Below are 12,791 nucleotides of genomic sequence, written 5' to 3' on the forward strand. Positions count from 1 at the left end.
TTGCCTCCAGGGGTGTGCGGGCGGGATCACGGCAGCCGTCTGCCGGGGGCGAGGCGGGTGATGTCGTGGCCGGTCGAGCCACGCAGGGCGAGGTCGGCGCCGATCTCGCCGAAGACCGGGGCGAGCTTGAACCCGTGGCCGGAGAAACCGGTCATGACCGTGGCGTTGCGGTGACCTGGCAGCGGGCCGAGCAGCGCGTGCTCGTCCGGGGTGAAACCCTCGGCGAACGTGGCGATGCGGACCGGGTGCGGAGTGGTGCCGGGCAGCAGGCGTGCCGCGGCGGCCGAGGCCGCCCGGGCGAACTCCGGGTCCGCGCTGCGCGGCAGCCCGTCGGGGTCGTCGAGCACCGGCCAGCCCAGGTGGTGCGGGACGATCTTGATCGCGACGCCGTCCAGCACCGGGAAGCAGGAGAAGCCCGCCTCGCGGTGGCGGCGCACGGCGATCGGCAGCCGGTCAGGCCGGTGCGCGGCGGGGTCGTGCACGGCGAACCAGCACGCGGTGATCAACCGGATCTCGACCGGCAGCGTCCGCAACGGCTCCAGCCGCAGGGCCCACGGGCCGGGCGCGAACACGACGTGGTCGACGTCGAAATGCTTGCCGCCGCTGGTGATCCGCCAGCCGCTGCTGGTTTCGGCGACGCCGTCCACTGGGTGGTAGGGAAGAACCGATGCGCCGGCTTCCTCCGCGGCTCGCAGGGCCGCCTGCACCGCCGGTTCGGGGCGCAGCACTCCCGCCGCCGGATCCAGCACGATGACCTCGTCGTCGTCGACCCGGTGCTGCGGGAAGCGGCTGCGCGCCTCTGCGGTGTCGAGGACCTCGTGGTCGAGGCCGTGTTCCTCTGCGCACGCCCGGACGGCGCGGACGTCGGGATGGTCCGGCGAACCGATGGTGAGACCACCGCACATGGTGAGCAGGCTGGTCGCCGTCGTGCTTTCCAGTTCCCGCCACAGCTCACCGGACCGGCGCAGCAGCGGGACGTAGTCGGGGCCTTCCTTGTAGATGGTGCGGAAGATGCGGGACTCACCCGCGGAGGCACCGCGGTCATGCCCGGGTGAGTAGGTGTCCAGGGCGACCACCTCGGCTCCGCGCCGAGCCAGCCGCCAGGCGGTCATGGCGCCGACGACGCCGGTGCCGACCACCGCGACGCGCGGATGGGTCATGCTCACTCCTGTTCTGCCGAAGGGAGACGTCGGGAATCACGCCCGATGCGGGAATGCGGAAAAGGAATTGCTGCGTCGTCGGCACGGCCCGGTAGCGCGGTCGCGAGAGATTCGCCGACGTGGTGGGACAATTGTGAACCGTCAGCGGAAAAGCGGATGCGGGTGGTGCTTCTCGGTCAGGTGTGCGGTTTGGACAGCACGGACTGCTCGATGAAGAACTCGACGAGGTCGGGCCGGATGACGTGCCACATCGCCTCGGCCAGCTCGCCGCCGGTCAGCCAGGTCAGCCTGCGCAACCGGATCACAGCCTGCCCCGGCTCGGTGCGCAACCGGGCGGCGGTGGCGTCGTCGAGCAGGACGGGGTCGACGTACACGCGCGACTTCGCCGCCGGAATCCCTTCGCGGGCGAAGTAGTCGTGCACCGTCAGGTGCGCCAGGTCCTCATCGGACAGCCGTGGTGCCAACGAGAACGGGATCGCGGCGAGCTCGACGGCGATCGGGTTGTCGTCGCTGTCGAACTTGAGACGCCGCAGCTGGTGCACCGGTGTGTCGTCGGGGACGCCGGGCAGGTCGACGCCGGCGTCCTGGGCGGGTACCACGGTCGCGGACTCCACGGCGTGCCTGCCCGGGATCTCCGGGCCCCGCAACGTCGGGTTGACCAGGCGCAGCAGGTTCTCCTGCCGGGCGCCCTCGGCGACGAACGTGCCGCGGCGGCGGTGGCGCTCGACCAGCCCGGCCTGGGCCAGTTCCGTCAGGACCCGCTGCGCGGTGGCCCGGCCGACGGAGTAGCGCCGCTGCAACTCGGCCTCGGTCGGCAGCCGCGCACCCGGCGGAAGCGCACCGGACTGGATCTGCTGTTCCAGTTCGGTGCGGATTCGCAGGTAAGCGGGAACTGCCACGAGCAGGAACATAGCTTCGCCGCAATTGCCGGTCAATACTCAATTTGACCGGTCAAATCGGGGTGAATTGAATGGTCGACTCGAATGGACTGCGCGGAATCGCCTGCTGTGCGCCAGTGCTCGGAATGCGCTCGTTCTCACGGTCGTGAGCGGGTCGAAGACCCTAACCGTCCACTGAGTACAGTCGCGTCGCCGAGCAAGCGCCGGCGGGGCCCATGGGGGTAGCCTGCGGGGGCCGGTGATTGCCTGCTCGGAGGGGAACATGCCCACTCGTCCCCGTGTGGTCGCGTTCGACGTGGTCGAGACGCTCATGTCGCTGGAGCCGCTGCGCGGCCGGTTCGCCGAGGTGGGGCTCGCGCCGGAGCTGGTGCCGCGCTGGTTCGACCGGACGCTGCGCGACGGCATGGCGCTGACGCTGGCAGGCGACTACGCGGCGTTCCCGGAGGTGGGTGCGTCGGCGTTGCGGACGCTGGCCGGCGGCTCGCTCGACGAGGACGCCGTCGCGCACGTCATGCGGGGCTTCGCCGCGCTGCCGGCCCAGCCTGACGCCGAGCCCGCCATGCGGGTGCTCTCCGAAGCCGGGATCGCCGTGGTGTGCCTGAGCAACGGCACCGCCGAGACGACGACCGGGTTCCTCGATCGCACCGGTCTTTCCCGCCACGTCGAGCAGGTCATCAGCGTCGCCGACGTCCGGAGCTGGAAACCGCCGCGCCGCGTGTACGAGTACGCACTGGAGCTGACCGGGTGCTCCGCCGGCGAGGTCTTCCTGGTCGCCGTGCACGCCTTCGACTGCCACGGTGCCAAGCGCGCCGGACTCGGCGCGGGGTGGGCCGGCCGGCTGGAAGGGCACTACGCCGAGGTGTTCACCCCGGCCGACGTCGTCGGCCGCGACCTCGTCGAGGTCGCGAGCCGGATCGCAGCGTTGCCCCGGTAGCCCGCGCGCGTCACCTCGAGCGCACCCGCACCCGCACCCGCCCGCGCGTCGTCCGCACCCGCCCGCGCGCCGCCCGCACCCGCACCAGCGCGTGACCTCGCGCCCGCACGCACCCGCGTCCGCGCGTCACCCGCGCCCGCGCCGTCGCCCGGGCCTGCGGCGCGAGACTCCGGGCGCGAGGCGCCGGGCGCGGGGTAGTGCCTTCGACTTTTCGGTTCGAGTGGTCTTGTCGTGCGGCCTCGCGGTGGCTACTGTGCTCGAAACCTTACGCCGTTAGTTTCCGATTCACGAAGTTCCGCATCTGCTCCTCGCCGAAAGGTGCGCCCAGATGACTTCTCCAGGCACGAGCGCCCGCCGCGTGGCGTTCGCCAGCCTCATCGGCACGACCATCGAGTGGTACGACTTCTTCATCTACGGCACGGCCGCGGCACTGGTCTTCAACCAGCTGTTCTTCCCCGACTTCGACCCGATCGTCGGCACGGTCGCCGCGTTCGCGACGTTCGCCGTCGGGTTCCTGGCCCGGCCGATCGGCGGGGTGCTGTTCGCGCACTTCGGCGACCGGCTGGGCCGCAAGCCGATGCTGATCGCCTCGCTGATGCTCATGGGCTTCGCGACCCTGCTCATGGGCCTGCTGCCGACCTACTCCCACATCGGGGTCTGGGCTCCGGTGCTGCTCACGCTGCTGCGCTTCGCGCAGGGCCTCGGAGTCGGCGGCGAATGGGGCGGTGCGGCGCTGATGGCGGTCGAGCACGCACCGCAGGGCCGGCGCGGCTTCTACGGCAGCTGGCCGCAGGTCGGTGTGCCCGCCGGTCTGCTGCTGGGCAACCTGACCTTCTCGCTGATCTCCTCGACGGTCTCCGAGGAGCAGTTCATGGCCTGGGGCTGGCGGATCCCGTTCCTGTGCAGCGCGTTGCTGATCGGTGTCGGGTTCCTCATCCGGCTCAAGATCGCCGAGAGCCCGGTCTTCCAGGAGGCCGCGCAACGGGCGCAGGAGACCCGGGCCGAGAGGATGCCTGTGGTCGAAGTCCTGCGCAGGCACCCGCGGACGATCCTGCTGGCCGCCGGTTCGTTCCTGGCCACCAACGCGACCTTCTACGTCGGCAGCACGTGGATCGTGGCCTACGCGACGAAGCACCTCGACTACGAACGCACCTGGGTGCTCAACGCCAACTCGTTCCTGGCCTTCGTCGACATCCCGCTGATGATCGCCTTCGGGCTGCTGTCCGACCGCATCGGACGCCGGATGATGTCGCTGGGCGGCATGGCGGTGCTGGCGCTGTTCGCGGTGCCGTACTTCATGCTCGTCGACAGCGGCTCCATCGTGCTGTTCCTGCTGGGCGGCATGGTGGTGCAGGCCTGCCGGACCGCGGTGTACGGGCCGCAGTCGGCGTTCTTCTCGGAGCTGTTCAGCACGAGGCTGCGCTACAGCGGTGCCTCGCTGAGCTACCAGCTGGCATCGATCCTCGGTGGTGGCATCGCGCCGATGATCTGCACCGTCCTGTATGGAGCGACCGGGTCCTCGATGGCGATCGCGGTCTACGTCGTGGTGCTGTGCCTGATCTCGTTCGTCTCGATCTACCTGCTGTCGGAGACCTACAAGCGGGACCTGACCGAGGAGCCGGCCGGAGCCGCCGCGGCCGCCGGGAGCTGAGAAGCGGGTGCGTACGCCCCACCGCGTGGCGTGCGCACCTGCCTCGTCGTCAGCGGCGCTTCGGGTAGTCGATCACCTGGCCGAGGTCGGAGTGCCACTCGATGAAGCCGCCCTCGAACTCGGCGGCCCTGCCCTGCGGGATGTCGTGCTCCTCGCCCACCGGATAGCCGAGGTAGGAACGCTCCCACCCCAGTTGCGACCACCGGGCGCGGATGCCGCCGTACACCGCGTGCGCACCGGTCTGGGGCGTCCAGTAGATCGACGCGCCGCCGGTGCCGGTGAAGTGGTTGAAGCGGCCCCGCCCGTCCGGTGTGGGCAGCTCGTCGGTCGTCGGGTAGCCGAGGAACTCGTCGGGCCCGCCGAGCTCGGCATAGCGCTGCGCGATCACGCCCTGCACCGAGTGCGCCGCCGTCTGCGGGCTCCACACGATCGCCGCGGGCAACGTCCCGTCGCCGTTGAACTCGTTGTAGCGGCCCACCCCATCCGAAGTGGACAGTTCGTCGGTCGTCGGGTAGCTCAGCGGTCCGCGTTCCCACCCGGTGGCGGCCCACTTGTCCCGGATGGCGCCCATCACCGCGTTGGGCCCGGTCGGCTGGGCCCAGTAGATCGACGCGTCCTCGCGCTGCCCGCTCGGGGTGAGGAAGTGGTTGTAGGCGCCGAATCCGTCCGGAGTGGTCCTGGTGTCGGTGGAGGGGTAGCCGAACCCGGCGTCCTCGCCGATCTCGCGGAAGTGCTCCAGGATCCGGCCCTGCACCAGGTGCGCGCCGGTGCGCGTCGACCAGTAGATCGCCGAGTGGATCACGCCGTCGCGGGTGCGGAAGTCGCTGTAGCGGCCCCCGCCGCTGCTGGTCATCTCGTCGGTGATCGGGACCCCGAGCTCGGCGTGACCACCCAGCTCCAGGAGGCGGCCGTAGATCGAGCCGTGCACGACCTTCACGCCGGTCTCCGGCGTCCAGTAGAACCGGCCGTGGGTGAAGTCCTGCCAGCGCAGGCCCTCGTCCTCGACGACCTCGGCACCGGCGGGTTCTCCGACAGCCTGCCGTTGCTGTTCGGACATCGACTCGTAGCGCTTCTGGATCTCACCGTCGCCCGGGTCGGCGACCTCGCCCGCGGGATCGGCGGGAACAACCGCGGCATCACCCGGTGATTCGGCGGGGGACGAGGTCTGCGCATCCGGTGACGTCGTGGAATCCGGTGACTCCGGTACCGACGTGTCCGGCGCGGAGCCGGTCGGCTGCTCCGCTGGAGCGGCCGGTTCGGTGGCGCTCGGCGTCGCGGCCGTCGCCCCAATTCCGGCCGCGGCCGGAACGGCCGTGGTCAAGCAGACAACCGTCGCCGTGGCGGCGACGCACCCCAGAAGTTCCCTGACTTTCACTGCGACCCCTTTCGGTTCGTCACCAAGGGATCGCCGCTTCCGGCAGAAAGGTTGCCCGCCGCCGGCGGATCTTTTCAGGACGCACGTCGCGGATCGACCCGGCTGGCTCGCGGCCGAGGTGCACAGCGGCCGCGCGGGGTCCGCCCGGGCGCTCAGCGATCGGCGGGTGCGAGCACGACCGCGGAGTTGTGCCCGCCCAGGCCGAGCGACGACTTCAGGGTGAGCCCGTCGGCCTGGGGGGTCGGCCCGTCGAGCAGCCGCGGGTGCCCCTCCGCAACCGGCTGCGGGGCAGGGATGATCCCGCGGTCGTAGCCGAGCGCGGCCGCGGCGACCTCCACCGCCGACGCCGCGCCCATGCAGTGGCCGACCAGCGGCTTGACCGAGTACAGCCGGGCCTCGGCCGGGAACAGCTCGTCGAAGACACCGCTCTCGGCGCGGTCGCACTGCCGGGTGCCGGGCCCGTGGGCGTTGAGGTAGCGCACCCGCGAGGGGTCCGCGCCCGCGTCGGCCAGCGCCTCGGTGAAGCACCGGCGCAGCTCGGCCGCGTCGGGGTCGACCGAGGTGACGTGGTGCGCGTCGTGCGACATCGCACCGCCGAGGACGCGGGCGTAGTGGCCGGTCCCGCCGCTGGAGAGCACCATCCCCACCGACGCCTCGCCCATCACGAAGCCGCGACTGCCTTCCTGGAAGGGCCGGCACGCCTGGCGCGGCTCGGTGTCGGTGACCGCGACCCCGAGCCGTTCGAAGTGCAGCACGGTCTCGGGGGTGGAGGAGACGTCGGTGGCCACGAAAACCACGTCGTCGACCACGCCGGCGTCGAGCCACGCCTTCGCGGTGAGCAGGCCCGCGTTGCCGGACGCGCACGTCGCCGAGACGTTCATCGCAGGCCCGTGGAACCCGAACTCCTGCATCAGCATCGACACCGGGGTGGAGGGCATGAGCGCGAGGTAGTCGCGCACCGGCACGTCCCCGCCCCGCCTGCCGTAGAAGTCGTTCCAGGAGGGCAGGTCGCCGAGCACGGCCGCGTGGAGCAGTCCGACCCGGCGCCCGGGCCGCCACCCGCGCTCCTCGGCGTCGACTATCGCCTCCCGCGCGGCGGCCCGCATGGCTTTGGCGAAGCGGCTCGGCCCGTCGGCCTCCTCGCCGCCCTCCGGGACCTTGGCGACCCAGGCCGTCCGGTCCCGGCCGGGGCCGTGCCTCTCGACCGGGGAGGCGGCGACCTCACCCGAGACCAGGCCGTTCCAGAAGGACTCGCGGCCCCAGCCGTAGCCGGTCACCGCGCCGATGCCACCGATTCCGCAATGCTGCACGATCGTCTTCCTCCGGGGGAGCTTGGCGGAGGCCGCGTCCCGCCCGGCGCGCCTGGGCCTGGGCCGAGGGCCGTGGCGGCCTCGCTGACCTGCGTCGCCGGGCCTGCGCTGCGTATCGCGGACGGGGCCCTGCTTGCTCGTCAGAGTGAAGACAGCCGCGGGCTTTTAGCTACCCGTTGTGAATGCGCTCTCCCTTTATAACACGAACGAGTGTATTTCAGTTCTGAAATTCGCCTGGCCGCGACTACATTCAGTGTTTTTTCTTTTGGATCGTGCGCGCAAGGGCACGGAGGCGCGGGACTCAGGGCTCGGGGCCGCGGCCCGAACGGTTGGCTACCGTTGCCGGTGGGAACCCGTGGCAGGTCAGGTGCGGGAACCCGAATCGGCGAGGTGCGCTGCGATCGACGCACCCGTTCGGCGATCGGGTGCGGGTATCTGCATTGGACGGATCATGGAAGTTGATCCAGGCGGCGAGATCCGGAGCGGTTCCGGTCTGGAACGCGAGTTCTTGGACCTCGCGTTGTCCATGCACGGCGCCGTCCGGTGGACCTACGACTTCGCCAGCGATGAGGTCACCTGGGCCGAGGGGATGGACTCCCTGCTCGGCGTGCCGCGCGCCGGGCACGCCGAGCTGAGCCGCCGGCTGCGCGGGCTCGTCGAACCCCTGGTCGTGTCGGCGCGGACGACGCCGCTGTGGGAGGACTTCGACCTCGAGCAGCCCGTGGACACCGCCGAGGACGGCCAGCGGCTGCTGCACTTCCACGCCCGCGCGCACGGCGAGGGCACGCGCACCAGCGGACTCATCGGTCTCGTGCGCAACGTGACCGGCGCCCACCGGGACCGGCAGGCGCTGAGCGACCTGGCCGACCGGTACCGGCTGCTGGCCGAGCTCAGCCCGGACGCGATCTGCGTGCACCAGGACAACATCATCCGCTACGTCAACCCGGCGATGGGCACCATCCTGGGCGCCCAGTCGCCCGCGCAGCTGCTCGGCCGCCCGGTCACCGACTTCGTGGCCCCCGACTCCATCCCGCAGATGCGCAAGCGGATCAGGTCGCTGGAGGCCCCGGGCGCCACGACGCCGCGGGCCGAGGCCGAGCTGCGGCGCATCGACGGCACCACGGTGCCGGTCGAGCTGGTCGCGGTGCACACCACCTGGGAGGGCAGCTCGGCGGTGCAGGTCGTCGGGCGCGACGTCAGCGCCCAGAAGACGGCGGAGGAGACGCTGCGCTTCCAGGCGGCCCTGGTCCAGCACGTCAGCAACGCGATCATCGCCACCGACCGCAGCGGCATCGTCACCAGCTGGAACCCGGCCGCCGAGGCGGTCTACGGGATAGCCGAGGAGGAGGCGCTGGCGCGCCACGTCGCCGACCTGGTCGGGGCGCCGCTGCAACCCGAGGAGCTGGTCTCCAGCGGCGGGGTCACCGAGGCCCTGCACCGGCGCAGCGACGGCGCCGCGCTGGTCATCCGGATCTCGGCGGCGGAGATGGACAGCGGCTTCGTGCTGGTGTGCGCCGACGAGACCGCGCGGCGGCGGGCCGAGCAGGACTTCGCCACCGTCGTCGCGGCCCTCGACGAGGGCGTGGTCGTGGTGGGCCGGTCCGGTGTCATCGAGTCGGCGAACCCGGCGTCGCAACGCATCCTGGGCGCCCCGGCATCGCAGATCATCGGCACCCGGCCCACGTCGTGGCCCACGTTCGACGAGAGCGGCGCCGCCATGCGACCGGAGGAGCAACCCTCCAGCCTGGCCCAGTGGACCGGCGAACCGGAGAACTCCAGGGTGGTCCGCCTGGTGCGGCCGGACGGGCGCAGCGTGTGGCTGTCGCTGACCTCCCGCTCGCTGACCCCGCAGGACCGGCCGCCGCACATGGTCGTCACCTCGTTCACCGACATCACCGACAGCCGGGCCGCCCGGGAGCGCCTGGAGTACGAGGCCACCCACGACCCGCTGACCGGGCTGGCCAACCGTACGCTCGCGCTGCGGCACCTGGCGGTCTCGCGTGACCGCACCCGCGCGATCGCGGTGCTGTTCATCGACCTGGACAACTTCAAGCTGATCAACGACTCGCTGGGCCACGGCGTCGGCGACGACGTGCTGCGGATCGTGGGCGAGCGGCTGTTCCGCACCTCGCGGGAGGAGGACCTGGTCGGCAGGCTCGGCGGGGACGAGTTCGTGGTCCTGGTCCACGACGAGAGCGACGACGACGTGCTGCGCGAGCTGGCGACCGGGCTGCTGGCAGCCCTGACCGAGCCGATCCACGTGCAGGGCAGGCAGCTGCACGTCAACGGCAGCATCGGCATCGTGCTCTCCCGGCCGGGCGACACCCGGGCCGGGCCGGAGCTGCTGCGCGACGCCGACGTCGCCATGTACCAGGCCAAGACCCGCGGCGGCGGGCGCTACGAGTTCTTCGACGTCGAGCTCCGCGAGAGCATGCAGCGCAGCATGGTGCTGGAGCAGGACCTGCGCCACGCGGTGCAGCAGGACCAGCTCTGGGTCGCCTACCAGCGGGTCGTCGACCTGCGCGACGAGCGCACGGTGGGCGTGGAGGGACTGCTGAGGTGGACGCACCCGGTGCACGGGACGGTCTCGCCGGGCGAGTTCATCCCGCTGGCCGAGCAGAGCGACCTGATCAACTCCATCGGCGCCCACATGCTGCGCATGGCGACCCGCCAGGTCGCGGCCGAGCGCGAGCGCGGCGGCGAGGGCCTGCGGCTCAACGCCAACCTCTCACCGCGCCAGCTCGACGACCCCTACCTGCAGGTGCTGGTGAAGCAGGCGCTCACCGACGCCGGGCTGCCCGCGCACGCGCTGTGCCTGGAGGTCACCGAGAACGCGATCATGCACGATCCGGCGGCGTCGGCGCGGGTGCTCAGCTCGCTGCGCGAGCTGGGCGTGCGGCTGGCGATCGACGACTTCGGCACCGGCTACTCGTCGCTGGCGCAGCTGCGCAGGCTGCCGCTGGACACCCTCAAGATCGACCGGTCGTTCGTCACCGACCTGGACTCGTCGGAGGAGCTCCGGGTCATGATCAACAGCATCGTGGCGATGGCGCACGCCGTCGGGCTCGACGTCGTGGCCGAGGGCGTGGAGACCGCGCGGCAGCTGGACTTGCTGGGCGAGGTCGGCTGCGACCAGGCGCAGGGCTTCTACCTGGGGCGCCCCGGACCGATCGAACGCCTCCGCGACCACTGGTGACCGCGGTGGCGTTGCCTCATCCCGGGTGCGGCGCCCGCGGCGCCCGGAAGAACTCGTTGGACCGACGGCTGAAGACCAGGGCGAGGAACACGACGCTGCCCGTGGTGGCCAACAGCCGCACGAGCACGAGGACGACGAGCATCCCGGTGGACAGGCCCAGGTCCCACTCGACCCCGAGCACCACGACGACGATCGGCGCGAGGATGTTGCCCATGAGTTCCGAGCACAGCCACAGCGCGGCGAACACGGCGAGCGTCACGCGCGCCCACTGCCGACCGGCCCGCAGCGGGAAGGCGAACGCGATCCACAGCGCCACCAGCACCGCCGACACCAACGCCGGGAGCAGCCAGTCCGACGGGTTCGGCGGTGTCGGCGGCACGCCGTAGCGCTCCAGCACGGCGTTGACGCTCGCCGTCGTCGCATCGTTGGTGAGGTAGGCGAACGCGGTGTCCAGCACGCCGACGAGCAGCGGCAGGACCATCGCGATCCAGAACGCCAGCACGACCGGTCGCGGTGGGGCCGCCTCGGATTCGCCGGTCGGAACGGGCGGAGCCGCCAGGGGATCTGGTTGCTGCGGTGGCGAGGTCACGGTCGCACAGTACGAGCCGCGCCGCCGCTTCGGGCGGAATCCGGCGATGTCCGGGCAAACCGTTGCCGTATCGCGCCGTTGACCGCCTGGATGTCGGTGTTTCCTTGGACCATGCTCGTGTGACCACTTCACGCAGGAGAGCCGAGATCTTCGCCGGCGGCGGCGAGCAACGCTTCCAAGGGTCGGCGACCGGTGACGAGCGTCCCGTGCTCGTCGGATTCCTGGCGGCGCAGCGCGCGACCCTGGAGCTGAAGTGCGCGGGCCTGGACGGGGAGCCGGCCCGCCGGGCGGTGGAGCCCTCGACGTTGTCACTGCTCGGACTGGTACGCCACCTGGCCGACGTGGAGCGGCGGTGGTTCCGGCGGGTGCTCGCCGGGCAGGACGCACCGCCGCGCTTCTCGTCGGACACCCGCGCCGACGGCGACTTCGACGGAGCGGCGGCCGATCCCGCCGTCATCGCCGAGGTGTGGGCCGCCTGGCGCGCGGAGGTGTCGTTCGCGGAGCGCTTCGTCGCCGAGGCCCCGGATCTCGACGTCGCGGGCGGGACCCGTGGCGCGGTTCGGTGTCGCTGCGCTGGGTGCTGATCCACATGGTCGAGGAGTACGCGCGGCACAACGGCCACGCCGACCTCCTGCGCGAACGCATCGACGGTGCCATCGGACTGTGAAGGCGACCCCGCGACGGGGTCGCACCCACGGCAGCGGGGTCGGCGTCACGACGTCCTGGCGAGCGGGAAGGAGACACCGGTGAGCTCCTCGGACAGGCTCCAGAGCCGTTTCGCCGCAACCGGGTCGCTGGCGGCCGCCGTCCGGCCGACCAACGTCGGCCTGCCGCGCAACTCGAACATCCCATCCGGGCCGACGTAGCTGGCACCGGGCAGATCCTGAGTGGCGGCGTAGACGGTGGGCAGCGCGCCGGCCTGGGCGTCCTGGGCGAAGATCCGGTTTCCGACGGCGAGAACGGCGCGCAGCACACGGCTCGGGGTGTGGCCCTGCAGGCCGGTGGCGGACCAGCCGGGGTGCGCGGCCAGCGCCCGCACCGGCGACCCGAGCTCGCCGAGCCGCCGCTGGAGCTCCAGCGTGAACAGCAGGTTCGCCAGCTTCGACTGCCCGTAGGCGCGCTGGGCGTTGTAGTCGCCGGTGGAGTTGGGGTTGTCGAAGTCGATCCCGCGCACGAAGCGGTGCGCGCCGGAGGCGACGGTCACCACGCGGTCGGTCACGTGCGGCAGCAGCAGGTTCGTGAGCGCGAAGTGGCCCAGGTGGTTGGTGCCGAACTGCGTCTCGAAGCCGTCCTCGGTGCGCCCCTCGGGCGGGATCATCACGCCCGCGTTGTTGACCAGCAGGTCCAGATCGCCGTGCCAGGCCTCGACGAACTCGCGAACCGACGCCAGGTCGGCCAGGTCGAGCCTGCGCACTTCGCGGCTGCCGGGCACCGTGGCGGCGGCGTCCTCACCCTTGGCGACGTCGCGCACGGCGAGCACGACGTGCGCGCCCGCTCCGGCGAGTGCGCGGGCGGTGTGGACGCCGAGTCCGCTGTTCGCCCCGGTGACGACCGCCGTGCGGCCGGTGAGATCGGGCAGGTCGGGGAGCTGGTGGTGCTTGCGCGTGGTTGTCATGGACCCAATGTAGTCATCGACAACAAAGTTGGCAACGGCAACAATGATTCCGGTGTCAACAT

Annotated in this window: 9 protein-coding genes and 1 pseudogene; 4 read left to right on the plus strand and 6 right to left on the minus strand. The window is 71.4% G+C overall.

Going from position 1 to position 12,791, the window contains the following annotated elements; all coding sequences use genetic code 11:
* Positions 1–26: 26 nt before the first annotated feature.
* Both solA and SACE_RS14380 read right to left on the minus strand, forming a co-directional pair.
* On the minus strand, positions 27–1,160 hold the full coding sequence (solA, locus tag SACE_RS14375; RefSeq protein WP_011873897.1) for an N-methyl-L-tryptophan oxidase: 1,134 nt from the start codon (positions 1,158–1,160) through the stop codon (positions 27–29).
* Between the two features lie 176 nt (positions 1,161–1,336).
* Positions 1,337–2,059, minus strand: coding sequence for a GntR family transcriptional regulator (locus SACE_RS14380; RefSeq protein ID WP_029621972.1), 723 nt, complete (start codon positions 2,057–2,059; stop codon positions 1,337–1,339).
* A 262-nt stretch (positions 2,060–2,321) separates the two neighbouring features.
* Here SACE_RS14380 and SACE_RS14385 point away from each other — a divergent pair, with 262 nt between their 5' ends.
* Positions 2,322–2,993 (plus strand): haloacid dehalogenase type II, encoded by a 672-nt coding sequence (locus tag SACE_RS14385; protein WP_029621971.1) that lies wholly within the window; start codon positions 2,322–2,324, stop codon positions 2,991–2,993.
* 328 nt (positions 2,994–3,321) lie between these two features.
* Complete coding sequence (locus tag SACE_RS14390) at positions 3,322–4,644, plus strand: MFS transporter (protein ID WP_011873898.1); 1,323 nt, start codon at positions 3,322–3,324, stop codon at positions 4,642–4,644.
* A 49-nt stretch (positions 4,645–4,693) separates the two neighbouring features.
* Here the strand turns inward: SACE_RS14390 and SACE_RS14395 are convergent, their stop codons facing one another.
* Together SACE_RS14395 and SACE_RS14400 are read right to left on the minus strand one after the other, a co-directional pair.
* Positions 4,694–5,965 (minus strand): hypothetical protein, encoded by a 1,272-nt coding sequence (locus tag SACE_RS14395; RefSeq protein WP_009949641.1) that lies wholly within the window; start codon positions 5,963–5,965, stop codon positions 4,694–4,696.
* 206 nt (positions 5,966–6,171) lie between these two features.
* Entirely contained in the window at positions 6,172–7,329 is a 1,158-nt protein-coding gene (locus tag SACE_RS14400) for a beta-ketoacyl synthase N-terminal-like domain-containing protein (RefSeq protein ID WP_009949640.1), read from the minus strand.
* 451 nt (positions 7,330–7,780) lie between these two features.
* Here SACE_RS14400 and SACE_RS14405 point away from each other — a divergent pair, with 451 nt between their 5' ends.
* A complete protein-coding gene (locus SACE_RS14405) occupies positions 7,781–10,525 on the plus strand; it encodes a sensor domain-containing protein (RefSeq protein ID WP_011873899.1) in 2,745 nt (914 codons plus the stop codon).
* Positions 10,526–10,541: 16 nt separating this feature from the next.
* Here SACE_RS14405 and SACE_RS14410 read toward each other — a convergent pair whose 3' ends face one another.
* Positions 10,542–11,114 (minus strand): hypothetical protein, encoded by a 573-nt coding sequence (locus SACE_RS14410; protein ID WP_231850006.1) that lies wholly within the window; start codon positions 11,112–11,114, stop codon positions 10,542–10,544.
* A 206-nt stretch (positions 11,115–11,320) separates the two neighbouring features.
* Between SACE_RS14410 and SACE_RS14415 the strand changes: the two are divergent.
* Positions 11,321–11,781 (plus strand): annotated as a pseudogene (locus SACE_RS14415) (DinB family protein).
* Positions 11,782–11,826: 45 nt separating this feature from the next.
* Here SACE_RS14415 and SACE_RS14420 read toward each other — a convergent pair.
* Positions 11,827–12,729, minus strand: coding sequence for an oxidoreductase (locus tag SACE_RS14420; protein WP_009949635.1), 903 nt, complete (start codon positions 12,727–12,729; stop codon positions 11,827–11,829).
* Positions 12,730–12,791 lie beyond the last annotated feature (62 nt).

This window comes from Saccharopolyspora erythraea NRRL 2338, assembly GCF_000062885.1.
Lineage (GTDB): Bacteria > Actinomycetota > Actinomycetes > Mycobacteriales > Pseudonocardiaceae > Saccharopolyspora_D > Saccharopolyspora_D erythraea.

Excerpts from the sequence above, each read along its gene's own strand:
- SACE_RS14405 (WP_011873899.1), top strand. The coding sequence starts at position 7,781 with ATGGAAGTTGATCCAGGCGGCGAGATCCGGAGCGGTTCCGGTCTGGAA.
- SACE_RS14385 (WP_029621971.1), top strand. The coding sequence starts at position 2,322 with ATGCCCACTCGTCCCCGTGTGGTCGCGTTCGACGTGGTCGAGACGCTC.
- SACE_RS14390 (WP_011873898.1), top strand. The coding sequence starts at position 3,322 with ATGACTTCTCCAGGCACGAGCGCCCGCCGCGTGGCGTTCGCCAGCCTC.
- SACE_RS14420 (WP_009949635.1), bottom strand. The coding sequence starts at position 12,729 with ATGACAACCACGCGCAAGCACCACCAGCTCCCCGACCTGCCCGATCTC.
- solA (WP_011873897.1), bottom strand. The coding sequence starts at position 1,160 with ATGACCCATCCGCGCGTCGCGGTGGTCGGCACCGGCGTCGTCGGCGCC.